This window comes from Cohnella soli (genome assembly GCF_042655525.1).
GTDB lineage: Bacteria > Bacillota > Bacilli > Paenibacillales > Paenibacillaceae > Cohnella > Cohnella soli.
Genome location: NZ_JBHSMI010000023.1, coordinates 263470 through 289842, shown reverse-complemented (window position 1 = coordinate 289842; position 26373 = coordinate 263470). Strand labels below are relative to the sequence as shown.

Here is a 26373-nt window from a genome sequence, read left to right as displayed (position 1 = left end):
AAATCCAAATTAATTTCTGAACAGGAGTGAACCCTCATGAACAAAACAATCGCCATTACAGGAGCCTCCAGCGGAATCGGCTTATCGACCGCCTTGTTATTTGCGAGAAAAGGCTGGACGGTATTCGCCGGCACACGGAATCTGGAACGGGAGCAAGCCACGTACGGTAACGAACCCGATTTGCATTGGCTGAAGATGGATGTGACGGACACCGATTCCTTGCAGCAGGCTTTCGCAACAATTGCCGGGAAGACGGGCGGCAAGCTGGACGTCTTATTCTGCAATGCGGGCTTCGGTTACCTTAGAGCACTCGGGCAAGCGTCCATGGACGAGATCAGAAGCGTATTCGATACGAACGTCTACGGCGTCATGAACACGATTAAAATCGGATTACCCCTCCTGTGCGAAGCCGGCAAAGGCCACATTCTCGCTACTTCAAGCGTCGGCGGGCTGGTTGGACAGCCATTCAACGAAATTTATTGCGCCAGCAAATTCGCCGTCGAAGGTCTGCTTGAAAGCTTGGCGACCTACTATAAGCCGTTGTTCAACATCGACGTGACGCTCGTGGAGCCAGGTGCAATCGCGACAAACTTCGTCCAGACTGTTTATAAAAATTTGGGCGAGACCGGCGGCATCCTTGATGACGAATATAAATCTTTAATAGATACTTACGCAGGCAATTTCGCCAAGCGAGCCTCCGTCCCGCAAAGCGCGGATTCCGTAGCCGAAGTCGTGTTCGACGTTGTCCTGCGGGAAGAGAAGCCGCTTCGGCTGCGCACTTCTGAAGCCGCCGAAGCTTTCACCGCCCATAAAACGCAAAACGATCCGACGGGCCTCGAAGGCATGCTAAACACGCGAAAGCTGCATCTGGGCCTGTAACAAGTCCGATCCCCCGTTTAGCCGAATAGCCCCCCTCCGTTCTGGAAACAATACCCTGTAATTTCGGACGAGAGGGGCGCGGCAGAACGTGGGCTTTTTCAAAAATATGCTGATGAACAACCGGCGAACGAGCGGCAAAAAAAGAAACAACAGTAACTCCACGTCGCAGCAAGGTCAACGTTCAAGAAGTCCGCACGAGGCCCATCATGCCGACGCGGCAGCCTTCTACACCGCACTTTCAGAAAATGAACGATTCGTTAGACAAAAGCTATCCGGAACGGAAGACATCGTCAGCCGTTCGATCTCGCTCGGGAACCGCGATGGATTGCTGATCTACATGGATACCGCATGCGATTCCGATAAGATCCACGAAGATATTCTCAAGCCGATTACGCGCGCCCAATCGGACGACCTTATGCGTGTCTTGACGGCGACTTCCGTCATTCAGCCTTCGGACCTGGAGGAAGCGATCGACCTTATGCTCCTCGGGCACTCCCTCGTATTTATTGAAGGCGCTGCGGACTGCCACGCGGTTCTCGTCAACAGCTTCAACAATCGCAGCGTGAATGAGCCTCTGAACGAAAAAGCGGTTCAGGGCGCACACAACGGATTCATTGAGAGCTTACCCGTCAACTTAAACCTCATCCGCTCGCAGATCCACCACCGCGGACTTGTCGTGCGCCACTATACACTTGGAAACTTAACCAAGACGAGGGCATCCATCGTCTATTTGAAAGATCTTGCCGATCCCCTTCTCGTCGAAGAAATCGATAGTAAACTTAAAGCCATCGACGCGGACAACCTTATGTCCGGCTACTTGGTGCTCGAATACATAGAAAAACAATCTTATTCCCCTTTTCCGCAAATTCTGCAAACGGAAAGACCGGACAGAGCCGTCGGCAACTTGCTGGAAGGGCGGGTGGCCCTGCTAATGGATAATACGCCGGCGGCGCTGATTATGCCTGTTACGTTCTTCACCTTCTACCAGTCCCCGGACGACTATAACAGCCGGTCGATTGCCGGATCGTTCATCCGCCTCTTGCGCTTGTTCAGCTTTATGATTGCCATTATGTTGCCTGCGTTTTATATCGCCGTACTGTCGTTCCACTATGAAGTCATTCCCAACGAAGTGTTTTACCAGATCAAAGGGAGTATCGATAAAATACCCTATCCGCCGATTCTGGAAGCTTTTTTCATGGAATTGACGATCGAATTGTTGCGGGAGGCAGGCATTCGGCTTCCAGGACCTCTCGGGCAGTCCATCGGCATCGTCGGCGGTCTGGTCATCGGCGACGCCGTCGTTCGCGTCGGTCTTGTCTCGTACCCGATGATTATCGTTGTCGCTTTGACTGCAATTGCATCGTTTGTCATCCCCTCGCACGAAATGAGCTACTCGGTCCGCCTGCTCCGATTTCCAATGATGATTGCAGCATCCTTGCTTGGTTTTTTCGGAATCGTATTTAGCTTAACAGTGATTTTGATCCACCTCTGTAAACTCGAGTCGTTCGGAACGCCCTACTTCGCCCCCATGTCACCCATGCGTATTCTGGATTGGAAAGATGCGTTTGTCCGCCTGCCCTTCTGGAAGCTGAACGAGCGCCCTCTTGCAGCACGCCCGCAGAAGCTCGTTCAAGAAAAAAAAGCGAAAGGGGGCCGCCAGGAATGATTGCCGCAAAGGAAAAAATCACACCGGGGCAATTCATGATCCTTGTCATTCAGGCACAAATTGGGATCAGCGTATTGTTCTTGCCTTCTTCGGTTGAGACGATTGCCCGGAACGATGCGTGGATCTGCGTCCTACTGGCAGGCTTGGCTACGACAGTGATTCTAGGGGTCATGTGGAAACTGGCGAGCAGATTTCCTGCGGCGAACTTTCTCGAGTATTTACCCTTGCTGTTAGGGAAGATACCGGGGAAAATTGCTCACTTATGTTTCATCTGTATGTTCATTCTGAACTCCGGTCAGATCATGGTTCTTTTCGCGGACGTAACCCGCGACTGGATCTTCTCCGAGACGCCTCGATGGGTCATTCTAGGGCTCATGCTGGCTACAGCAGGCTATTTGGCTAGAGAGAATGTCCGGACAATTGCACGTTTCTGCGTGATGACTTTCGGATTGGTATTCGTACTGATCTTCATCGCGGCCTACGCGTTCAAGAATGCCGAACTCCTATATATTCTCCCGATGGCACGCTCGGGGTTACCCAATCTCGCTCATGGCACGCTTAAAGCCTCCTATTCCCTGTACGGATTTGAGCTTGTGCTGTTTTGCTTCCCGTATGTTCAAGGCAGCCGTAAAGACGTTTTGAAGGCATTGTTTAGCGCTAATACTTTCTCGACGGCCATGTATACCTTCCTTGTATTCATTTGTCTCGTCGTTTTTAGTCCGGAGGAACTCAAAATCATTCCGCAGCCCGTACTGTATATGGTTAAGGCATTGTCGTTAACCATTATCGAACGTGCGGATTTGTATTTTCTGTCTTTCTGGGCGATTATCATCTTCTCCACTGTTGCTATCTACTTATATATGTCGGCGAAATCCGTCTCCACGCTCTTCGGCAAGAAAGGACACCGCGGAACGATACCGATCGTCGCCCTGCTCATACTCGTTATCGCCGAATTCCCGCACAACCAGGACGCGATCAATCGGCTGCAGAACATCGTTTACGTATTTGCCGGCGTATCTTTCGTTTTCCTCCCACTGCTCATGCTCTTTCTCTCTTATGTGCGGGGGATTAAAGGAAAGGAGCAAACCGACGCATGAAACCGTATCGTTGGCTCCCCTTCGGACTCGCGCTTGTCTTCTTGTCCGGTTGCTGGGACCAGCAGCTGCTGAAGGAAGAAAGGACGATCAGCATCGGCGGGCTCGACCAAGACGAGAGCGGCATGCTCCGCGCGACGGTCTCCATCCGCGACGATTTCGCCGTACAGACGGCTGTGGAGGACAAAAACGAAATCCATACCGTCGTGGCAAGAAGTACCCAGAACGCGAGACAGCTCATTAACGCCCAAGTGGCCGGAAATTATTCGGCCGCCAAAATGCGCGTGCTGCTATTCGGCGAAGATCTTGTCAGAAATCACGACATCATGCCTTATTTGGACGCGTACTACCGAGATTCCAGAAGTCCACTCGGTGCGAGAATCGCTGTCACGCAGGGAGCGGCGGAGAACTTCATCCGTCTGAAAAAGGTCGGTACGCGAACGATCGGCGTATTTGTCGACCAACTATTGAAAAGCACCAAAGACATGGACATCACCCCTAACGTGAATTTACAGACCTTACATCCGCTTGATCGGGGTTACGACTTTTGTCTGCCCTATCTCACCTCAAGCAACGGCATTCCTACCGTCGACGGGCTGGCTCTTTTCAGCGGCGTTACCATGACGGGCAAGTTAAACATCGACGATTCCCGGCTGTATTTGTTGCTTTCCGACGTCAAAAGCAAAAACCTGACGATAACGTTGAAGTCGGTCAATCGCGAGCAGGCCAGCAGCTACGATTTTGTCACTTTTGCCGTCCATCGATTCCATCGCAAGCTGCGCGTATCGGTTTCGCAAAATCGAATCAAAGCAACGCTTCAACTAAAACTTAAAGTATACGTCGTCGAAGATCCGTCCGATCACTTATATAAAATGAAAGTCATGCATCAATTGGAGAAGTTGCTTTCTAAAGAACTGACCGAGAAAGCCGAACAGGTCATATACAAGATGCAGCAAGCGAACCATGACGGTTTCGGTATCGCCCGTCGGCTCATGTCTTATTACCCCGATTTCTGGAAACAAATCAATTGGAACAAAGAATACCCTCGAGTCTCCTTTGATACACGTGTGTCCCTGGAGATTCTTAATACTGGCATTACGGAATAACGGAATCCATAAATGCCCGAGCTGGGTACAGCATGCTACAATAAAACGAAAGGAAGATGCACACCGAAGGTTGAACTTTCGGACGATCGGAGCGGATTACGGATCATGAACGTCAACGATAATCGGATTGATTTGGTAGGCAGGGACGAGGAAATCCGTATATTCCGGGAAAAGCTGACATCGCCCGATTCGTCTGGCTGCCTGTTTAACGTCTATGGAACTGGAGGCGTGGGCAAAAGCAGCTTGCTTGACGTCTACCGACAGCTTTCGGAGGAAGCGGGAGCGCCATTCATTATGATGGATTGCCGGATGCTGTCGGATGATCCGCTGGACTTCTGTCATCAGTTCCTTAAATTGCTGGGACGGAGCCTTTTCCCGGAGCCTGGCGCTCCGGTTCATGCATTAATGGAGCTTTGCCTGCAAGCCATCCGAGAGACGACTGAAAAGTCGGGAAAGCTGGTCATCGCGCTCGATACGTTCGAAGAAGCGGGCGAGCTGGAGAACTGGCTGCGGGATCACTTTTTCAAGAGGATCTGTCATTTGCACGTCATCCTCGCGATTGCGGGGCGAGTGCCGTTGCAGGGACTATGGCTCGTCTCGCCTGTCTGGCGGGGGACGATATTCCGCATCCGCTTATCCGATCTCGAGTACGAGCCGGTCTGCCTTTATCTCGCCCGTCTCGGAATCCGCGACGAGGAGAAAATGAGGCGGATCTGGTTGCGGACGCGCGGCCATCCGCTGACGTTGGCGCTGCTCACATCGACAACGCTTGTTAAGACGTTGCAGGAGACTGAAACGGGCGAGATGGCGGAGACGCACGACCTGCTCGCCTTTGCCGTCAACATATGGCTTCGGGAAGCGCCCGCCGAAAGCTTGCAGGAAGCGCTTGAAGCCGCTGCGGTGCTGAGGCTGTTTAACCAGGAGCTTCTCGCCTATGTGCTGGAGAAGGAAGTGCCTACAGAGCAATTCAATCGACTGGCAGCTTTGTCGTTCGTGCAGCGAGGGGACAGAGGCTGGTATGTGCACGACCTGCTTGGCACCGCGATTCGCGACGAGCTTCGACTACGGTCTCCGGCGCGTTTCGAACGGCTAAGAAACCGCTGTATTGCATTCTATTGCCACAAAATTCGCGCATCGTCCCGCAGCCGGGCCAATGCCTGGGAGAACGCCGAATGGGTTTACTACTTCGGCGACCAGCTTCTCCAGTCGATTTTTTACCATCAACAGATCGAATACGGGCTGGAGCCGCTGCATTCGGGCAATTGGACCGAAGCCGAATCTTATATCGAGAACCGCCGGACGAATTCGAAAGAATTAAGAATCCCGTATCCCGGATACGAGCAGGATGAGAAAGTCGAGTATGTGATCTCGGCGAAAGAAAGTTTGTACGGGCTGCGGCATCTTGATTTGGGCGAATTGTACGAACTATCACCCGATATCGTCAAGCTGGTGCGCGATCGGTCCGGCGAAGTGCGGGGCTTGCTCGCCGCAGTGCCCATTCACGAACATACTTTGCGTTATCTGTCGGATACCCCTCTTTCCCGCTCGTATTTCGCAAGTTTATCCGAGGCGGAAATGAACGCCTTGCGCGTCCCCGGTGATCGCAAGGCGGGTATCTTCATTAAAGCGCTCGATATCGACGATTTCTCGGACCCTGTCCTGCTGCAGCTTGCAGGGCTGTTGCTGATCCGGCATATGTTCGCTGCGGACTTCAGCGTGGCCTCACCGCCGCCTCATCCTTTCACGAACGCGGTCATGTTGGGTCTCGGCCTCGAGATCGCAATGGGCGCCGAACACCGCGATTATGACGAAAGTCGTTCCGCGCCGATCTTCGTGCTGGATCGAAGGGGAGACAAGCTTGCAGCGTATTTGGACCGTGTGCTTGCCACGCTCGACATTCAGGTGGAGGCGGATAAGCAGTCTTTACCGAATGCTCAGCTGCTTACCGCCATGGAGAAACGGGTAGCGGAGCTTGTCGCGGACGGTCGCTCCAATCAAGAAACGGCCGCCGCCTTGTATGTGAGCGAAGCTACGGTCAAGAAACATTTAAGCCACATCTACCGCAAGCTCGGCGTGAGAAACAGAACCGTGCTGGCGCAGCAGTTCCTGGCGGTGAAGGATAGAAAGTAGGACACGAGGGACCGCGGGCCTACTCCTTTTTTTCTCCTTTCGGCTAATATCACTCCCAATGTCGATGTGCTACATTTCAATAGAAATGATAATGCGTCAGAGCAGGGGGTAAGGGAAAATGAGAACGGCAGGAAAATGGCTAACCATCGTTGCCGTTGCAATGGCGATCATTGTGATGTCCGGTTGCGGCAGTTCCGGGAAATCGCAGACGGCAGCGGGAAAGACGGATCCTCCGAGCGAGCAGACTTCCTCCGGATCTTCCACCGCAGGGGCGACGGATTCGGCCAGCGAAGCGGCGGTCCCGTCCGGATTCCCGTCGGAAATCCCGATCGCCAAAGGCGCGCTGGACATCGAAGCGAAGAAATCGGACATCAACTACATCATCCATTTCCGTCTGGCTATGTCGGTTGAAGATGCGACGAAGCTGTACAAAGATATTTTGGCGAACGCGGGACTGAGCTTCAGCATGGGCGACTCTTCCGGCGTCATTACGTTCCAAGGCAACACGGCCAGTTACGCCGCCATGCTCACGATCGCGAAGGCGTTCGGTCACAAAGGGGACGCGTACGTATCCATCGATTATTCGACCAAGCTGCAGAAATAAAGCCATAACGCAAAGAAACCTCTCTTTGGCAGAATGGAAGTACCGAGCATCCATTCACAAAGATGAGGTTTCTTTGTAGCTTACAAACTACTCTGCAGAATCGCCTTCACGTCTTCGATATCCAACTGCTTAAACGAACCGATCGGTCCGAAACGCGTCGCTTCCTGGGCCATGCGGTCAATCTGATCGCCCTTGACGCCAACTTCTCCAAGCGTAGCCGGCGCGCCGATGCGCGTGAAGTAAGCCCGCGTCGCGGCGATGCCCTCAAGTGCAAGCTCGTCCTCGCTCTTACCTGACGGATCGATGCCCCATACACGGACAGCGAATTGCGCAAACTTGCCGACCCGTTCCTTATAGACATACTTCATCCAGTTCGGGAAAAGAATCGCCAGACCCGCGCCATGAGCAATATCGTAAATCGCGCTCACTTCGTGCTCGATGCCGTGCGTTGCCCAATCGGTCGAAACCCCGTTCGGCAAAGTTCCGTTCAGCGCATACGTGCCGGCGAGCATCAGATTCGCCCTCGCGTCGAAATCGCTGCCGTCCTCAAGCGCTTTTTCTCCGTTCTCGATTACCGTCTGCAAAATCGATTCGGCGAATCTTTCCTGAAGCGGAATGTCCGTCGTCAGCGTAAAGTACTGCTCGAACACGTGCGACATAATATCGACGATGCCGTTGACCGTCTGATCGCGAGGAACCGTATAGGTCAGCTTCGGATCAAGAATAGAGAACTTCGGATATACGAGCTTGCTGCCGAATGCGCGCTTCTCCTTTGCCTCCCAATTAGAGATGACCGAGTTGCCGTTCATCTCCGAACCTGTCGCCGCCAAAGTCAGCACTGTGCCGAGCGGAAGCGCGGCCTGGACCGTAGCCCGGCGAATCGTAAAATCCCACATATCCCCGTCGTACAGCGCACCTGCCGCCACTGCTTTCGCGGCATCAATGACACTGCCGCCGCCGACCGCGAGTATGAATTCGATTTTCTCCTTACGGCAAATGTCGATCCCTTTGTTCACCGTCGTCAGCCGAGGGTTTGGCTCGATGCCGGGCAACTCATGAACGGTCGCGCGGATCTCCGACAGTTGGAACATGACGTCGTCGTACAAGCCCGACCGTTTGATGCTGCCACCGCCGTAGACCAGCAGTACCCTACTGCCATAAGGTTTTACCAGCTCGCCCAACCGATTCACTTTCCCCGCTCCGAAAACAAGCTTGGTCGGGTTATATAACTCGAATGCGTTCATGCTCCTTGTCCCTCCTGCTGCTATGGTCGCTTACTTTCCCTAGTGTACCATTATTGTCCACTAACTAGCACGTTTTAAGCAAGAAAGCCCGCCCCCCAATGGAGCGGGCCGGCCTTACACCGCCAACGAAGCTTTCTCGCCTTTCTGCAGTTGGTACATTTTGAAATAACGCCCTTCGAGCGCCATCAACTCGTCGTGATTGCCCCGTTCGACGATCTCTCCGCGATGTAACACGAGAATCTGTTCGGCCTCACGGATCGTGGACAGCCGATGAGCGATGACGAGTGTCGTTCGTCCGGCGCTGACCACTTTAAGCGCCCGCTGAATGAGCGACTCCGTCTCGCTGTCAATGCTGGACGTCGCTTCATCCAGAATAAGAATCGACGGATCGAAAGCAAGCGCTCGCGCGAAGGAAATCAACTGTCGCTGGCCCGAGGATAGCGTACTGCCCCGTTCCACGACAGGCTCGTCGTAGCCTTGCGGCAATTGCTCGACGAAAGAAGCCGCGCCGACGTCCGCCAGCGCCTTCTTCACCCGTTCAAGCGTAATTTCCTTGTTGTAAAGACTCACATTAAATTTGATATCGCCCGCGAACAAATACGGGTCTTGCAGTACGATGCCCATATGTTTGCGGAGCGCTTGCTTGGACATAGCCGAGGTAATCTCGCCGTCAATCGTAATCCTTCCCGCGCGCGGTTCATAGAAACCGAGCAGCAGGTTAATGATCGAGCTTTTGCCCGAACCGGTGTGCCCGACGAGCGCCACGGTCTCCCCCTTACGCGCCTCGAAGGAAATCCCCTTCAGCACATCCGTTCCTTCGTTATACGCGAACGTTACGTTTTCGAATTTCACGACGCCCTGCGGACGTGGGGCGTTCGCTGCTTCTTCGACGTCTTTGCCTTCCATATCGAGAATGGCGAACACTTTCTCTGCGGATACGAACGCCCGCTGCGCGTTCGTCAGTTGGTCGAAAATCCCGATAATCGGGTTAAACACACGTCCCAAATAATCGATGAATGCATACAGCACGCCGACCGTAATGGCACCTCCGCCGATTGAGTCGCGTCCGAAATACCAGATGACGAACGCGGTAACGAGACTGCCAATCGTGCCGACGATATTCCGGGAAGAAAGCGAGAAAACGCGAAATTGCTTAACCTGGTTCACGTAACGATCTTCGTTCAGCGTCTCGAACTCCTCAAGCGTCCGCTTCTCCCTGCGAAAAGCCTGGATGATCGGCATGACGGAAATCGATTCGTTGATCATCGCGTTCATATCGCTCAGACGCGCACGCATAATCGCGATATATTTCTTCGAATATTTGAGATGTACGTACATGATGAATGCAAATAGCGGCGGCAGCAGCAGCGTAAACAAAGCTAGCTGTGTATTCAACAGAAACAAAGCGACATAGATGCCGACCAGTTGGACGAAGCTGACGACGAACGTTGCCATGAAGCTCATGAACAAATCACGGATCGCCTCAGTATCGTTGGCAACACGAGAAACAACCTGACCGATCGGCGTATTGTCGAAGTAGCGAAGCTGGATCCGCTGGATGTGCCTCATTAGATCCATGCGCATGTTCTTAATAATGCGGAGTGCGGTCGATTGCAACGAGTACGACTGCACGAAGGTGCACAATCCGGATAACACATTAAGCCCAAGCGCCGCAGCCAGCAGCGCCAAAATCGGTCCAAGCTTGCCTTCGCCGCCGGAAAGATGATCGTCGATAATCGTTTTGATGATGTACGGCCCCGCCAAGTCCGCTCCGACAGCGCAAATCAGAATGGCGATCGCCCCGGCGATCCGGTATTTGTACTTAAGCGCATAATCGAGCAACCTGCGGGCCGTGGAGCGCCCGGATTTGTTCGGCATCTCCTCGAATAAGGTGGATGTATTCATTCCTCCAAGCTCGCCTCCATCTGCTGACGCTCCCATTGCTCCTTATACCAGCCGCCGCGCAGCATGAGCTGGTCATGAGTCCCTTCTTCCCGCACCTTGCCTTCGTCGAGCACGAGAATCCAGTTCGCGTGGCTTACGGCGGACAAGCGGTGTGTCGTTATTAGCGTTGTTCTTCCGTCGCGTTCCTGACGCAGACGGGTGATGATCCTACTCTCCGTTCTTGCATCTACGGCGGACAATGAATCGTCGAGAAGCAGTATTTCCGCGTCGACCAGCAACGCGCGCGCAATGGCAAGCCGCTGCTTCTGGCCTCCGGACAGCATAACGCCGTGCTCGCCAACGATTGTGTTCAGTCCTTCCGGCATCTGGGCGACATCTTGCGCGAATGAGGCCATCTCGACTGCACGATCGATCTCTTCAGCTGTCGCATCAGGCTTGCCAAGCGCGATATTGTCACGGATCGACTTGGACAGCAAAAAATGCTCCTGCGGCACGTATGCGATCCAACTTTTCAACTGTTCAAGCCATAGCTGTTCTACCGGTACGTCGGAGATAAATAAAGCGCCCTGCTCGACCGGGTACTGGCGTAGCAATTGTTTTAGCAATGTACTTTTGCCGCTGCCTGTTTTGCCGACGATGCCCAGCGTCTCTCCCCGTTCTAATCTGAAGGAAACCCCGTCGAGACTTGGCGTCACCGAACTCGGGTAGACGAATGTCAGATTCTTCATCTCTATCGATGAAGGCGTATCGAGCTCAACCGGCTCCACGGCATCCTGCACATCGGACTGCTGAGCCAACGCTTCCTGCAGCCTTTCCGCCGATGCGCTTCCCCGTTGCAGCACATTGATAAACTCGCCGAACGAGATCATCGGCCAGATGAGCATACCCAAATAAATATTGAACGAGATGAGTTGTCCCAATGTAATCTCGTTATGAATGACCAGATAAGAACCATAACCAATACCGATCGTAAAGCTCGTGCCGACGATAAACGAAATCAACGGCTGGAACAAGGCGTTCAGGGCGGATACCCGCCGGTTCTTGTCCAGCACCTCGGTCGTCATTCGGTCGAAAGCGCGCAAGTCGTCGTTCTCCTGCACGTAAGAACGTATGACCCGAATGCCGGAGATCGACTCGAGCACGTGATCGTTCATTCGTCCGAAAGATTCCTGCGCCGCGATAAATCTGTTCCTTACTTTGCCACCTAGTTTGCTGATGACAACGACAAGCAAGGGCAACGGAACAAGCGCGGCAATCATCAATTTGGCGCTGATAAACGACAGCATCATCGCAACGACGACCGACACGCCTACGAGCGTATTGACGAGCGTCATGACACCGTAACCGGCCGTATTGCCGATGGCGGTAATATCGTTCGTGGCCAGCGCCATCAACTGCCCCGTGCTGTTGCGTTGGAAGAACGTCGGTGTCATTCGCGACAGATGGCGCAACAGCCTCGAACGAAGCAGCTTCTCGATCAGAATCGAATTGCCGAACAAAGTTGTGATCCATATGTACACCATGATATAGACAAGCAATGCCAACCCGACGAGCACCAATACCGTTCGCTGAAGTTCATCGGACGTCAGCGTACCGTTCTTTAACGTATCCACCGTGTTGCCGATCAGCTTGGGCGGTATCATCGACAACAAGGTAACCGTCGCCATAAGTCCTATCGCAGCCGCATAGCTGGCCCAACGCTCTTTGAAAAACCATTTGAGACGGATAACGAATGACAAGCTTGCTTCCACCTCTTCCATTAATATGAGAGTCTGCTATGATCTTAACCTTGAGACTGTTCGCCGTCTACGCGAACACAGTGTAAAAAATCGCTAAAGACACAAAATGCCGCAAAGCCCTCCGATCCCGCGTTTATTCGCGCTGCCGAAGGGCTTCTCATGTTGCGTCTATTCTTCCGCTTCCGCGTAATGTTCCTTACAGAACGCCGCCAGAGCGACTTCTTCCTCTTCTTCCAGATCGAAATCAAGCGAACGGTCAGTCACTCGCTCTCGTAAACTGTAGCTGACGACGCTTCCTTGCTCGCCGTCGACTTTGTACACCGCTTTGACGTACACGCCTTTTTCGGTATAAAGTTCGTCGCCCTCCTCGAGATCGAGGTCGAGATCGATCAGAAACTCATACCGCTTCCCCGCCAAAATCTGAAAAGGATCCTTCACTAGTTCTACGCTATATTCCAACACCGCTAACATCATTGATCTTCCTTCCTGGGGCTTCTCGCCAGTCTGCATCGCTGTCACCATTATACACCAGGAAGTTGATTCGACGTCGAATCTCAAATGTTACACGGTACTTGAACTTTCACTGTAAATGTAACCCGCTTTGCGCAGCACATGCTCGGAAAAGGGATTCAGCCCCTTAATCGGTCGATCCAGCGGAAAGTAGCGCAGCTCAAGCCCTTCGTCATCGTTCACGGATGGAACGCCTTCCACGCCTTCCGCCTCATAGACGGCCATCACATTGTAGACTTCGTCGCCGTGCGGGTATTTGTAATACATATCCGCCCCGGAATAGACGGCCACGAATGCAAACGATTTTGCCCGCAAACCCGCCTCTTCATATAACTCCCTAGCTGCCGTTTGCTCCAAAGATTCTCCGGGCTCCATCGCCCCGCCGATCGTGCCCCAATCTCCGCTGTCCGTTCGACGTTGAAGCAACAATCGCCGCTCCTTATCGAAGACGAGCACGCACGCTCCCGCCATGATAAGCGGTCTTGTGCCGACGAGTGAGCGCAGATCCGAAATATATCCCATCTCTCCATTCATCCCCTTCTATATCGCTTAACTAGACAGCTTCAGCAACTCCAACAAACGCGGCCCCCATCGTTCCAATTGCTCTCTCACGTAAGGGTCGGTTCCCTCCGGCAATTCGTACAAGTCGAAAAATCTCGCTTCCTCCACTTCGACCCGATCCGGCTCGATTTCACCTTCGTAATCGGTGCACACGTAGGCGATGACGACTTGGTCGTATTCATGCCCGTTCAACAGCTTCGTCCGAAGCTCTGGTCCCGAGAAGACGCCAAGCAATTGCAACTCTCCGAGTCCAAGTCCAATCTCTTCCCGGATTTCCCGCCGCACGCATTGTTCGGTCGTTTCCCCGGGTTCCATAAACCCGCCCGGAACAGACCATTTGCCGTCCATATCTCTCGTAAGCAAAAGCTGGCCGCGTTCGTTGACGATGCCCGCCGTCGGTCTGACCAGAACGAGCGGCCTGTTTCCGACCAATTTCCGTAACTCATCCACGTAGCCCATCGAACGATCTCCTTTTCTTTTTACTTGTCGAGCAACTGATCCAATTCCTTCATCGCCGCATGGCGCGCCCAGTTGAACGATTGCCAGCCTCGCTCCTTGTACGAGAGCGTCTGCCTTTTCAGGTCCAGGTTAGGCTTCAGATTCGGATACTCGTTCTTCGCGAACTTCGCTAGCGTCGGAACTGCATCGGCCGAAAGCTCCAATAAATAAGCCGGATCAATTTTGCCGCTTTCCCGGTAACGCTCGATGTTTTTCTCCGCGATGATGCGGTCCATCCCGACGTAATTGACGAATACATAGGCGATCAGACTTACAACGATATAGCATTTCACCAATGGAATAGCGGAGGTACGGATGCGGACAGCCGCAATGATCAGCATGATCGCCAAATAAATCATGAATGCATGGACAAGAAAGCGGATATACGTGTAGCCGTACATGTCTTCGTATAAAATAAGGCGCGAGTAAGCGGAGTACAGCATGACGCCCGAGCAGCCAACAAGCACATACAGCAACGACGAAATCGCGCGCCGCAGACGGGCAGTTGTCATCTCGCCGAGTGCCGTCAAAGCGAGCATAAGCAAGGCGAAGTTGATGAGCGTTACGGCGACAAGCTCCAGAAATCCGCTTCTCGCGTATTCGGCGTACGTCTTGCCATCCGGCAGTTCCCCTTGCCAAGCTCCGAACAAGTACGTGAATTGAAGAACGACGAACAAGACGTATACAATGTTCACCGAAACGAGCAGCGTCATCATGATGATCGGGTCGATGCGCAAGCCGACAGCTCGTTGCTCCTCGTCGTCTGCCCCCGCTTCCGGCACTGTCGCCATTTTCCGATGACCGGGTTTCACGAACCCCCAGAAGTAGCAGAAGAACAAGATCCCCGCGACGAAAATCCAGACTAGGCGCCCGAATGTTTCCCCAACCGGGAGGTTGCTCCACCAGGACGGTACTGACGACAAAGCCTTCTCGAACACCCCATCTGCGCTCGCCAGCAACGATACGATGACAAGCAGCAACGGCAGCGAAAGCGCGAGCCCCACCGCGACTTTTAACGCCGTTTTGTTGTTTGACAGTCCATTTTTGCGCGATGTCGACAGCTTCATGATCCGGAACGCCGTCGGCACATGCCGCAGGCTCCGCGCAACGAAGTGTTTCAGCGCGTCCTCAATCAGTCGAACGTCCCACCAAGCAGCTCTTCCCGCTCCTCTTGCGTAAGCGATGTGCAGGAAAAACAACGTCGGTACGGCAAGAAAGTCGAGCGCCTGGAACGCCGGGTTATCGAACAACGCGTAAGTGAACGACAGCAGCATAACGACGACGAACAAGAACAAGCCGAAACCGTTCGCCTCGCGCCAACGATCCCTTCTGTCATGGAACACGTACGCGTACAACAGCAGCATGAAGATGGAATAAGCTACGCCGAAGACGTGACCGTAAAACAAATACTGATTAGCAAAAGCAAGCGCGAAAGCTCCCGCCAACGCCGTGATCGAACGTCTTGTCGCCATGCTGCCGTGATTCGGACTCATGCTCACGTGCAACCCTCCGATATGGATTTTCTAATGCCCATTGTAGATGTTAAAATAGGAAAATAAAGAGAAAGAATTTCATGCGGAATTTCCTATTTTAGTCGACGGACGGAGGTTGGCGGACCGATGAAGCTTCACCGGCAATATTTACGGCTTCACGCCACTTACGGCGGAGGCGCTGAGAGCTCGACTACACTCGAGGAGCTCGGGCGACTGCTCGACTGCACGCCGCGGAACGCGACGAATATCGTACGGGAGATGAGCAGATGCGGCTGGATCTCTTGGGAGGCGAGCCGCGGACGAGGGAAGCGGTCCATCTTGCATTTCCTCGCGCAACCGGAGGAGATTGCGGCGCAAGCGATGATGGCCGCGATGAACCGTAAAGACATGACGCAAGCAATAGGCGACCTGCGCGACTATCGCTCCGCTTCGCTTCACGAGCACCTGCAAGGCTGGCTGCTCTCTTACTTCGGACATCACGCCGAAATACGCAGCGATCGCCGCTACGATACGTTCCGCCTTCCGATCCGCCAGCCGCTCCGCACCGTCGACCCGCTATACATGAACTTGCTGGCGGAGTCGTTCGTGGCGAGCAATGTCTTCGACGGACTCGTCCGGCGAACCGCACGACGAGAGGAAATCGCCCCCGGCATCGCACATGCCTGGGATGTCGACGCCGGACGCACGCGCTGGACATTTCACCTTCGTAAGGAGGTTCTATTTCATCACGGCAAAGTGCTGACGGCCGACGACGTCGTTTACACATTCGAGAGGCTCATTCGTTCGACGCGCCGGACGCTGTACGGCCATATTTACAAGGGAATCGCCTCCGTGCGGGCGCTCGACGCAAACACGGTGCGTTTCACACTGGAGGAACCGAACGAGCTGTTTCTCCCGTTCCTGTGCACAAGCCGCGCTGCGATCGTGCCGAAAGATTTGAACCAGCTCGGCAGTTTGCGGTTCGGACAGGCCCCGCTCGGAACGGGGCCGTTCAAAGTGACGGAGATGAACGAGAGTATATGTGTGCTGGAGGCATTTTCGGCGCATTTTCTGGGGCGGGCGCATCTTGATCGGGTTGAGGTTGTGCATGTGCCGTGGGAGGCTGTCGCCTCGGGCGCAGCAAAAAAATCGCACGGAGAAGGCGATGCGATGGAGGCGAGAGCGACAGGTACGAGCACGGTAGCAAGTCCGGGCAATGCGAATGAGGGTGGGGGCGGTGCGGGCTCGGAGACGTTGTCCCCGTTTCACGTCATCCATAGTCCGTCGTCCGCAGAAAGCGGCTGGAGCCACATCCACTCCGATACGACTGTTCGCAAGTTCGTTACTTGCAACACCAAGAAAGCCGGCCCTTTATCGGATCCGGCCGAGCGAAAGCGGCTGTTCGCCAGCATCGGCAAAAAAACGAAGGGTGCAAGCGCGTCGACCGGTGACTCTGTTTTTCTGCAGCTTGCCACGATTACGCCGTATCGTGCGGAAGCCGCAGCGCTTGCTGCGAAGCTGGCCGGACACGGGTACGATTGCCGCGTCGTCTCTGTGCCGCCCGAAGAGTTCAAGGGTGACGTACGTCTTGCATCCGACCTGATTTTGTTTTCCTCTTTGCGAGATCAGGATGAGCAACTTCGGCTTTACGACCTATATTTGACGATCGCGGAACACGTCGACGCACACACCCGAATCGATATCGAAACCGCGCTTCGACGCATCGACAAAGAGGCCGACCCTGCCATTCGCTCCTTCGAGCTAAGCAAAGTCGAGCAATTGTTGATTAAAGAACGCCAGCTCTACATTTTGTCGGAAAAACCTTTGCCCACCGCCTATCTTCCATCCGTTCGCGGCGTCACATTCAATTCCCAAGGCTGGGTCAACCTGCGCACAATCTGGTTCCCTCCGAAGGACGCCGATCTTGAAGACGAGTGATGTGTGGCGGGCGGAAGTTACTTTGAGCAGCCAGTTAGTTTGTCTCACAAGCAACTACAGCACGCTGACGCACCTCGAGCAGCCAGTTGGTTGTCTCGCAAGCAACTCTAACCGATCCAAATCGGATGCTTTACGCTATCACCGTTGAATTATTATGAGTGTTATTGTATATTTATTCGAATAATCCCTAACGGAGGCCACATCCTCGTGAACTACAAATTTATCGAAGAGTTATCGTTGAACCACTGGCCTGCTCTGACAACCTTGCTGTGCGATGGTTGGGTGTTACGATTAGCCGAAGGCTACACGAAACGAGCCAATTCGGTCAGCGCCCTCTATGGAACTACCTTCGACACCAACGACAAGATCGCACACTGCGAAAGCGTATATGCAACCCACCGCCTGCCCGCAACGTTCAAGATTACCCCCTTCGTACATCCTGCCAACCTAGACGACATTCTCGCTGCCAGAGGCTATTCACTCGTCGATCAGACGAGCGTCCAGACACTGGAATTGGCAAACATACGCGAGCCGCAAATCCGATCCGTTAGAATCGTAGAAGCTGTCGACTCTGAATGGTTGGATGACTATTGCAGACTTAACCAAATCAAGAGTGAGGTTAGAGTTACGATGGAGCGCATGATCTCGCTGATCAGCACTCCGATCGCATTCATTTCTTTCTACGAAAGGGATCAGGTCGTTGCTGTCGGGTTCGGGGTCGTTGAGCGCGAATATATCGGATTGTATGATATCGTAACGGATGCCGGGAGCCGAAATCGGGGATTCGGAGAGCAGATGATTTTAAACCTGCTTGAATGGGGTAAAAAGAACGGCGCAAAGTACAGTTACCTTGCTGTCGTTGCGGACAACGCACCCGCTATGCGTCTCTACTCCAAGCTTGGTTACTCGGAAGCCTATAGATATTGGTATCGGATTATGCCTAATTCAAATAAAGCTGAGTTCATTACCAATGAACTACAATCAAAGTTATTGGTCGCGGAAAAACAGATTGCCGATGGAGCGAAACTGCTTGAGCACGATCAAATCATCGCACGGATACGAAGGAAACTCGATAATGCCAAGGAGAAAGATCAACCTTCCTCCAAGGCTGTTGACTAAATTATCCCCCCATCTCCCGGGCATACAGCTCCGGACGCCGGTCATAGAATGGCGCGACGGCTCCGCGCTCGCGATTCTCGCGAAGCGACTCGAAATCCAGCGTCGCCAATACGGTCGCGTCCTCGCTTGATTCGCCCAACGCCAACACGCCGTCCGGAACGAATGGGTAATCGCAAGGCGCGAAGACGCCCGCTACGCAGTGCGCCCGATCGATCTGCGGACGCTCCTCCGCCAGTTCGCCCGTCAGTCCGCTTAGCGCCACGAACAATTGGTTTTCCACCGCCCGCGCCTGCGCACAGTACCTCACCCGATAATAGCCGAATGCGGTCTCCGTATAAGAAGGGCAAAGCAGCAAAACTGCCCCACGCGCGGCCGCCGCTCTCGCCAGCTCCGGAAACTCGATGTCGTAACAGGTCAGCAACGCCGTTTTCCCCCATGCCGTCTCGAATACTTTTAGCGACTCGCCTGCAGTCAGCGGCCACTCTTTCTGTTCCTCCGGCGTCAAATGCACCTTGTCCTGCTTCTCAACCCGCCCGTCCGGGAAAAACAAATAAGCTCTGTTCGCATACCCTTTCTCCGCGCGCGCCACGTGCGTACCCGCCAATATTGCGATATCCGCCTCCCGGCTAAGCTCCCCGAAAAATTTCTCATACCTTTCCGTTCGATCGGCCAAATACCCGCAAGCCTCCGCATGCGCCATCGGCGGCGTCAGGCTCAACAAATGCGCAGTCATATATTCGGGAAAAACGATCAGCCCTGCACCCGCATCGGCCGCCGCTTTCGTTTTCTCCTCGATTCTCGCCCAGAACAGATCCTCTGATCCCACATCGTTCAACCCGTATTGCGTCGTCGCTATTTTCAGTTTCATGAACGTTCCCTCCGTCAACATATCGTCCTCCTAACGATACCTTCCCGAAGCTTGCCTGTCCACCGCGCGAAATCCCACTTTGTTTGACGAACAGACACTACCTTTGTCGTCCTTGCAGGGAGCCAGGCACAAGCCTCGAATCTAGGTATCATAAGCATGATGTAGGAGTGGTTGCGATGAAAATGTTAAAAACAAAAGACGCCGCCCTGCTGCTCGGCGTCAGCCAAACGACAGTCAAAAGATGGGCCTCCCAGTATGCTGCTACATTCCGCAAAGACCCGCTCGGACATTACACGTTTAACTCCGTCGACATGGAACTACTGTTCCACATCAAAGACCAGATCGAGCTAGGCAAGACGCTCGAGCAGATTTCCTTGCCCAGCCGCCACGCCATGGAAGCTCCGAGCTCCGCGGAGCCTCCGCCGCTGTTCCCCGACACGAACGCGCTGCTGTTCCGCCTAGACGAAGTCGAACGCTCCGTTCGACAGAAAGCCGACGAGGTCGTCTCAGCGCAAGTGCTTCAGCACCGGACCGAGATCGACGAGCTGCGTCAGATGGTTGCGCAACTTGCCTCCGCATTGGACAAGCTGCAGCCGACGACTTCCAATGCCACCGCGCAAGCTGGTTTCCAATTCTCCCCTCTGCCCCCTTCACCGCCTCCCGCCAAGAAAAAAGGATTGTTTTTCCGCCGACAATAATTTTCTAAAATCGACGCCATTTTCTCGAACTTTATTCCCCCTTCCTCCGTCTAATAGGTAACCAACAAGAACAGAAAGCGAATCGGTCCTGATGGACGGGGATGGGGATCCCTTCCGTCCGGATCATCCCCAATCGGCTTCTCGTTTCTGACTGGCAATTAGAAATCGTGGAGGCACAGGCCATGCGGGGAACAAGACTATCGAGAAGGCGCGCCTGGCGACGCATTACAGGTTTGATGCTGCTCGCGACCGTCGTATTTGCGGCGTTCGGAGCATGGGAACTAAAGCACGGTAATTGGATCAGCACCAGTTACGCCGATACGGAGACTCCGGTCGCTACCGGCGTAACCGGCAGTCCGGACGGGGATGGAACAACGATCGTCAATCCGGGATCAGGCGAGGAACCTGGCCCGGACGAATTCGAGTCACCTCCCCCGGAATCTCCTGATCCAGCGGAGAAACCGCCGACGAAACCCGAGAAGCCTCCGGCAACGCAGACGCCGCTTCCGGGGAACAACGTTCGGCCCGTCTCCCCGGGCAAAGATCAGTTCCCGAACCGCAAACTTGTGGCGCTGACGTTCGACGACGGGCCGGATGGTAAGTACACAGGCGAAATCCTTGACATCCTGAAGGAGAAACATGTTAAAGCGACATTTTTCCTCGTAGGAACGCAAGTTGCGAAATATCCCGGCGTCGCCAAGCGGATCGTGACCGAAGGCCACGACATCGGTAACCACTCCTGGTCTCACGCCGATCTGACTAAACTTTCGGCGCAGGCGCTGCAAGATCAGCTAAACAAGACACAGGCTGCGATTTTCAAGGCGACGGGCGTGACGTCCGATCTGATGAGAACGCCGTACGGCGCATACAATGACAGTGTGCTTAATGAAATTCATAAGCAGGAAATGACACACGTGTTCTGGACCGTCGATACGAAAGATTGGGCGGGCACATCGGTCGCCAACATGTACAAAAACGTAATGAGCCACACGCACAAAGGCGGCATCATCCTGATGCACTCCTTCGGAGGCCGCAAGCACGCCATCGATCATACAGTAGCACTGCTTCCCGCTATCATTAAAGATTTGCAAGCCAAAGGCTACGAATTCGTAACGGTGAACGAACTGATCGCCTCCGGGCAAGCTTCCTCTTCAGCAGTGAAATAATTCTGCCGCCGGGATGAAGTTTTACAGAACTTATAACAATCATTTATTGTTGAATACATCGCCATAGGGTCGTATGCCCGGGCGATGTATTTTTTATTTTGCTCGACGCAACCAATCTATAGCTATCGACGAATACCAAGACAACGCCAATACTCCTTACGGCGATGCAGTATTCCCAAAAAAGCAACGGCCTGCGATCTGTGACTCCATGACGGAGTTTACAGATTCACAGACCGTTGCATTCAATCCCGCTATTCCGTCTCAGACATCTTCAGCAGTCTCGCCAGGACGACCGCCGCTTCGGCGCGGGTCAGGGCGTCGTTCGGACGAAGGCGCTGACTCGCGTCTCCCTTCAACAATCCCGCTCCGACGCTTCTTTCCAGCGCGTCGGTGAATAACGCCGGAATTTTTGCTTCGTCCGCGAATTGATTTAGTGCCGCCGCTCCAGACGGCAGCTTAACCGCTTGCCGGTCCGCGGCACGCATAAGCATGGCTGCAGCTTCAGCGCGGGTAATGGCCGATCCCGGATCAAAACGCTCCAGCGTTCTGCCCGTTACGATGCCAGCTGCCGCCGCGGCGGCGACATCTGTCGCATACCAGCTCCCCGCGTTCACGTCGGAGAAAGTTTTCTCCATCGCTCCGGCGCCCTCGATCCCGAACGCCCTGACCAGCAGGGAAGCCATCTCCGCCCGCGTAACCGGCGCGTCCTTGCCGAAGAGCCGTTCCGATTTCCCGTTCACGATATGTCGGGCCGCGAGCGCGGTAACCTGATCATACGCCCAATGAGAGGAAGGAACGTCGAGGAACGTTTTCACGTATTCCAGCACGCCGTATTTGCTGAAGTGACTTACGCTCGCCGTCATAAAGCCGGAGCTTGATTTGCCTTTCACGTATTCCAAGCCTTGATCTCCGAAATAGTATATGCCGGACCAAGCCGGGTTCACGTTGCCGCCGAGCTTGAGGCTTAAGGTTATGGGCTTGGCGAACAATCCGGCTTCCAGCGACTTCCCGTTCGGCTGTGCGATCGAGAGCTTGAACTCGTACAAGGAGTTTCCGAGCGTCAGTTTCACTTGAACGGACGGATCCAGCTTAGCCAGCAGATCGTTCGCGGCCGGCTCCTCGATTTTCACGATTTCGAAGGATACCGACCAATTCTTCATTCCGGCGGCCGTAGCCTTCTTGGCGAGATCGGCCAGAACTTCGGGAGGGATCGTTAGGCCGAATTCCGCTCCTGACAGCTCGACCGGGTCTGACTGAATATCCTCAAAAATGGCTTGCGGAATCCGGATAACATTCGCGCTTTCGGGAATCGCGATCAGGAGACCGCCTTTCTCCCGGGAATGAAGATGAGCTTTCGTCACCTCGAGAACGCCTTCCAGGTCCGGATTCCCCGTCGCTTGTGTCCCTTCTCCGGAGCCGCCGTCTGATGGTCGAACGACCGCGATTCCGGTACTCGCTTCTCCAAGCGCCGTCGAGACTTTCAGCCTGTACGCCCCGGCTTCCGTCTGTGACGGGATGTCGAGCGAGGCCGCGAACCGCCCTTCGGCATTCGTCTTCGCGACAACATTCCCTCCAAATGCGGATACCGTTACGTTCTCGTTAACGGCGGGAGTTCCATCCGCTTTCCGGACATCGCCGGACACGTTCAAGGCGGAACCCGCCGCAGCGGCCGCCGAATGCGGCTCCAGCCGGATCGTATGCCTATCGTCCACTTGCCCGGCCGTTCCGACCGCGAGCGTTCCGGTCAAGCTGTCCCGAAGTACCTTTACTGCCTCCCCTCCAGGCAACGTGTACGTCGCGTACGAACTCAACGGATACAGAATAAGAGCATCAATATCCGCAGGCACGGCGGCATCCGGGTTTTCCAAATGCAGCGATACGGTTCCTGCCGGCAACTCCACCGTATCCACGCGGGCGATTTGCACGGCGTCGCTAGTGGAACCCTTCAGCGAGACCGTCTTCGATGCCAGCGAGCCGAATCCGATGTTGACCTTCGCCTGCGGATTCGCGATATAACTGAGCATGACATCGTACGTACCCGCTTCGCGCACTTGGATGTCGAAATCCTTTTTCTGTCCTGGAGGCATCTGCACGTAGCTCGATCCGGACAGGTCGGTGTTCGAGTACCGGATCTCCGGGACGCTCATCTTGTAGAGTTTCCCTTCCGTAACCATGGCATAGCCTTCCTGCGGCGGGTTTTTCGAGGAGACGACATCGAACCGGATTTCCAACTTCGTCGTCCCTTCCGGAATTTTTGCAACAGGGGTCGACTTCACCGAGCTCGCGCCGGCGTACCAGGTACGTGGGTGATACTTCATACCGTTCGCGTCCGCCACCCGTACCCGGCTTCCATTGTCCAAAACGGCGTATACTTCGGCTTTCAACGACGTGTCGAACTCCACCCTCGCCGCGAATTCCAGTTTCACCGAGTCTCCGGCTTTGAAATTGCCATTATCTCCGCCCACCGGCAGTTCGGTCTTGATCCAGCTTCCGTTGAAGAGGCGAATGTTGTTATAGCCGGTCGCTGCAACAAACAACGCTTTCGATCCCGTCCAGCCGGAATATACTTCCCGCTCTCCCGTCAGCGCTTGGGCGTCCTCGTAGATCTTCGCTTCGTCCGTGCCCGAGTCCGCGCCCTGTTTAACGAGAGCGGCATTCGGATTGTTCAGGTCCCCGTTAGGGAACGACATTCTCTCGTCCGGAGGCGCGGCCCTTTGGTAGAGCGCTTCGGCCTCCACCGTCATCGCCGGTTTGGCCGCGGCCGTCCGGGCATACAAGTTCTTACTGGCAATCGGGTTGTCGAGCACTCGAGACAGAACGCGAATGGCTTCGTCTACCGATTCGGCGCCGCTGTTGATGTTGGCCTCAGTTTCGAACAAGCCGTCGTACGCGTAGCCCTGCGATTCGTTGAACATCGGCAAGCCGATCGCGTTGTTTCCCGTCCACCAGGACGCCGCAATCCCGGCAAGCTCGGCATATTTCGCCTTGCCCGTGACTTCATATAACGCGAGCAAATTGTCAACGTAGCTTGCCGTTCCGTAATTGATCTGCGGATACGGCTTCTTGTTCGGGTGCATCGTCTCTGCTCTGCCCGAGATCAGCAAGTCGGACAGGAAACTGTCCGCCGCGTGCTCGGCCGCTTCGATCCAGGCCGGTTGGCCGGCGATCCGCCCCGCATAAGCCATCGCCCTCACCTGGATGCTGCTCCACTCGTCCCAATTGTAAATGCCCGGAGCGCCGGCGTAGAGATGCATATAGCCCCCGTAAGGGAAATCCCGGTAGTCGCCGAACTTGGCCATCGACACGGCCTCGCCCAGCCTGCGAACAGATTCCCGGATGTCGGCTTTCGCCGAGTCGCTGCCCGCGATCTTGTAATGCACGGCCAACGCATCGATCGCCAAAGAGGTTAGCCAGGTATCGCCGTACAGCAACCACTTGGCCGTCTTGATGCCATTCACTTCAACGTATTGGCCATAATTCGGGTCCGTTTTCTCCTTCAGACGCTTGAGGCAGAGGGCGAGACGGTCCTTCACCCGTCCGGCCAGCGCGTCGTCATCCGCCTTTAGCAGCGGCAGCGCCATAGCGAAAGCTTCGTAGGAGCGCACCGCCCACCAGCTAAAACTCTTCTGCGAAGAGGCGCTGTCCTTCGGATGAATCGTACCGTCAGGTTCCTCGGCGACGAAGTTATCGAAATCTCCGTCCGCGTGCTGCATCCACATGAGAAACGCCAGTCCACGCTTGATTTTGTCGTAGCTATTCGCGTCTCCGTACAAGCGGTAATGCTCCGCGTACGCGATAACCGCCCGCGAAACGTCATCTACCGCCGCTATGCCTTCCTGAGGGTCACCCACCCAAGCGTAGCCTTTGGACGGATCGCTTCGGTCGATCGGCTCGGAATAGAGGTGGGTGATCATCATCGGCTCGCCGTCGATCGTCACGTTCTCGTTCATGAAATTAAAATGATTCAAATTCAAATAGAACACATTCGTTTGGCGGAGGCCGTATTTCTTGAAATAAACGAGATCCTTCGCGGTCAATTGACCGTCCCCGTCGAAGTCCCCGCGAGGGTCGAACGTCCCGCCGGCGATTCGCTCGCTCAACCAGGCCGCGTCCGCCTCGTCCACTACGCCGTCTCGATTCAAATCATAGATCGACGCGGCCGATCTCTCCGCAGTCAGAGCGAGTCCCTTCAGGCGGACGGGGACATTCGTATCGTTGTGCAGCTCGATCCAGAGCTCCGTCGAATCCGCGCCGATCGTGCCGCCCGCGCTAATGATCCGCCCTTCGGCGGAGAACCATTTCCCGCGAGGAGTATCGGCAATGTTGTCTACGTCCCGCAGCGTGTTATGCCCGTCGTTCACGCGGACGAATACGCTGTCCGTCCGGTTCACCGCCGACGGAACGAACAAGCTCGCTTTGACGCCGACCTTGTCCCCGGCTTGCGGAGAGGCCGGCACGTTCCCGACCGGAAGGCTCCGCCAAGCCGCCGCCCCCGGTTCGAGAATGGCGTAGCTGCTTAAGCCGACTTTGTCGTTATGCTCCCAATTGCCGTTCAGGGGCTGAGAGAAATCTCCGTTGGACACCGTATAAGACTTCACGTTGTTATCGGCATCGATGCCCCATGCTTCGACGCGCGAAACCTCGATCGTTCCCTGCGTATCGTTGTGCATCTCGATCCACAGCTTCTGCTGGCCTGCCGGAATCTTGCCTCCCGATTGCTTCACCGACGAAGTGACTTCTACCGGAACCTCCCGCTGTACGCCGGCCAAGCTGTTAACCTCGGCCAGCTCGCTTCCGGCAACCAACCGGACGAGCACGTTGTCGTCCCGCGTGACGTCGCTGCTTAACGTCGCGCGAACCTTCGCGTAGACAGTGTCGCCAACGCTCGGCCCGCCATTGCCGATGTCGATCGGCTGCCAGACGGCCGCTCCGGGCTCCAGAACGAGAACCTGCTCGGCCCTGATTTTATCGGTCGCGCCGTTCGAGTTATTATTGTCCCAACCGGTTAACCCTTCGCTGAAATCTGCATTCTCCCATGCGTAATCAACCTGAATCGTATCCCCATCGGAAGCGCTTGCAGAAAATGTCCAAGCAGGGATGACGAGCGTTAAGGATAACAACAATGACAATAGCTTTTTCACGAGAAATCCCCCAATCCGGCTTCTGATCCGATTTT

At 54.6% G+C, this 26373-nt stretch carries 19 protein-coding genes; 10 read left to right on the top strand and 9 right to left on the bottom strand.

The features are described from left to right. Positions 1–36: 36 nt before the first annotated feature. The 6 genes from ACFPOF_RS11900 to ACFPOF_RS11875 all read left to right on the top strand — a co-directional run bounded on the left by ACFPOF_RS11900 (position 37) and on the right by ACFPOF_RS11875 (position 7479). Positions 37–879, top strand: a complete 843-nt coding sequence (locus tag ACFPOF_RS11900) for an SDR family oxidoreductase (RefSeq protein ID WP_378132781.1) — start codon at positions 37–39, stop codon at positions 877–879. A gap of 88 nt (positions 880–967) precedes the next feature. Then, positions 968–2545: a spore germination protein gene (locus ACFPOF_RS11895; protein ID WP_378132779.1), complete on the top strand. Its 1578-nt coding sequence runs from the start codon at positions 968–970 to the stop codon at positions 2543–2545. Beyond that, positions 2542–3642 (top strand): GerAB/ArcD/ProY family transporter, encoded by a 1101-nt coding sequence (locus tag ACFPOF_RS11890; protein ID WP_378132777.1) that lies wholly within the window; start codon positions 2542–2544, stop codon positions 3640–3642. The genes ACFPOF_RS11895 and ACFPOF_RS11890 overlap by 4 nt, the downstream gene beginning before the upstream one ends. Next, on the top strand, positions 3639–4745 hold the full coding sequence (locus ACFPOF_RS11885; RefSeq protein ID WP_378132775.1) for a Ger(x)C family spore germination protein: 1107 nt from the start codon (positions 3639–3641) through the stop codon (positions 4743–4745). Before ACFPOF_RS11890 ends, ACFPOF_RS11885 begins: the two co-directional genes overlap by 4 nt. A gap of 105 nt (positions 4746–4850) precedes the next feature. After that, complete coding sequence (locus ACFPOF_RS11880) at positions 4851–6875, top strand: helix-turn-helix transcriptional regulator (protein ID WP_378132773.1); 2025 nt, start codon at positions 4851–4853, stop codon at positions 6873–6875. 118 nt (positions 6876–6993) lie between these two features. Then, positions 6994–7479 carry a hypothetical protein gene (locus ACFPOF_RS11875; RefSeq protein WP_378132772.1) on the top strand — a complete coding sequence of 162 codons (486 nt, stop codon included), beginning with the start codon at positions 6994–6996 and terminating at the stop codon, positions 7477–7479. Between the two features lie 80 nt (positions 7480–7559). Here the strand turns inward: ACFPOF_RS11875 and ACFPOF_RS11870 are convergent, their stop codons facing one another. The 7 genes from ACFPOF_RS11870 to ACFPOF_RS11840 all read right to left on the bottom strand — a co-directional run bounded on the left by ACFPOF_RS11870 (position 7560) and on the right by ACFPOF_RS11840 (position 15429). Next, on the bottom strand, positions 7560–8723 hold the full coding sequence (locus ACFPOF_RS11870; RefSeq protein ID WP_378132770.1) for an iron-containing alcohol dehydrogenase: 1164 nt from the start codon (positions 8721–8723) through the stop codon (positions 7560–7562). A gap of 114 nt (positions 8724–8837) precedes the next feature. Continuing rightward, positions 8838–10628 (bottom strand): ABC transporter ATP-binding protein, encoded by a 1791-nt coding sequence (locus tag ACFPOF_RS11865; RefSeq protein ID WP_378132768.1) that lies wholly within the window; start codon positions 10626–10628, stop codon positions 8838–8840. Further along, complete coding sequence (locus ACFPOF_RS11860; protein WP_378132766.1) at positions 10625–12367, bottom strand: ABC transporter ATP-binding protein; 1743 nt, start codon at positions 12365–12367, stop codon at positions 10625–10627. The genes ACFPOF_RS11865 and ACFPOF_RS11860 overlap by 4 nt, the downstream gene beginning before the upstream one ends. Before the next feature lie 168 nt (positions 12368–12535). Next, the gene (locus ACFPOF_RS11855; protein ID WP_378132764.1) at positions 12536–12841 is read right to left on the bottom strand and encodes a DUF6509 family protein; all 306 of its coding nucleotides are present in this window, start codon (positions 12839–12841) and stop codon (positions 12536–12538) included. A gap of 87 nt (positions 12842–12928) precedes the next feature. Then, on the bottom strand, positions 12929–13399 hold the full coding sequence (locus ACFPOF_RS11850) for an NUDIX hydrolase (RefSeq protein WP_378132762.1): 471 nt from the start codon (positions 13397–13399) through the stop codon (positions 12929–12931). 27 nt (positions 13400–13426) lie between these two features. Beyond that, positions 13427–13897 carry an NUDIX domain-containing protein gene (locus ACFPOF_RS11845; RefSeq protein ID WP_378132760.1) on the bottom strand — a complete coding sequence of 157 codons (471 nt, stop codon included), beginning with the start codon at positions 13895–13897 and terminating at the stop codon, positions 13427–13429. A gap of 20 nt (positions 13898–13917) precedes the next feature. Further along, positions 13918–15429, bottom strand: a complete 1512-nt coding sequence (locus tag ACFPOF_RS11840; RefSeq protein WP_378133133.1) for a DUF4153 domain-containing protein — start codon at positions 15427–15429, stop codon at positions 13918–13920. Positions 15430–15555: 126 nt separating this feature from the next. On the opposite strand from ACFPOF_RS11840, the gene ACFPOF_RS11835 reads away from it, so the two are divergent. Both ACFPOF_RS11835 and ACFPOF_RS11830 read left to right on the top strand, forming a co-directional pair. Beyond that, positions 15556–17346: an ABC transporter substrate-binding protein gene (locus ACFPOF_RS11835; RefSeq protein WP_378132758.1), complete on the top strand. Its 1791-nt coding sequence runs from the start codon at positions 15556–15558 to the stop codon at positions 17344–17346. Between the two features lie 207 nt (positions 17347–17553). Continuing rightward, complete coding sequence (locus ACFPOF_RS11830) at positions 17554–18465, top strand: GNAT family N-acetyltransferase (RefSeq protein WP_378132756.1); 912 nt, start codon at positions 17554–17556, stop codon at positions 18463–18465. Between the two features lies 1 nt (position 18466). Here the strand turns inward: ACFPOF_RS11830 and ACFPOF_RS11825 are convergent, their stop codons facing one another. Further along, the gene (locus ACFPOF_RS11825) at positions 18467–19333 is read right to left on the bottom strand and encodes a nitrilase-related carbon-nitrogen hydrolase (RefSeq protein WP_378132754.1); all 867 of its coding nucleotides are present in this window, start codon (positions 19331–19333) and stop codon (positions 18467–18469) included. Positions 19334–19509: 176 nt separating this feature from the next. Between ACFPOF_RS11825 and ACFPOF_RS11820 the strand changes: the two genes are divergently transcribed. Continuing rightward, positions 19510–20031, top strand: a complete 522-nt coding sequence (locus ACFPOF_RS11820; RefSeq protein WP_378132753.1) for a MerR family transcriptional regulator — start codon at positions 19510–19512, stop codon at positions 20029–20031. A gap of 182 nt (positions 20032–20213) precedes the next feature. Then, positions 20214–21197 carry a polysaccharide deacetylase family protein gene (locus tag ACFPOF_RS11815; protein WP_378132751.1) on the top strand — a complete coding sequence of 328 codons (984 nt, stop codon included), beginning with the start codon at positions 20214–20216 and terminating at the stop codon, positions 21195–21197. A gap of 251 nt (positions 21198–21448) precedes the next feature. Here the strand turns inward: ACFPOF_RS11815 and ACFPOF_RS11810 are convergent, their stop codons facing one another. Further along, on the bottom strand, positions 21449–26338 hold the full coding sequence (locus ACFPOF_RS11810; protein WP_378132749.1) for an S-layer homology domain-containing protein: 4890 nt from the start codon (positions 26336–26338) through the stop codon (positions 21449–21451). Positions 26339–26373: the final 35 nt, after the last annotated feature.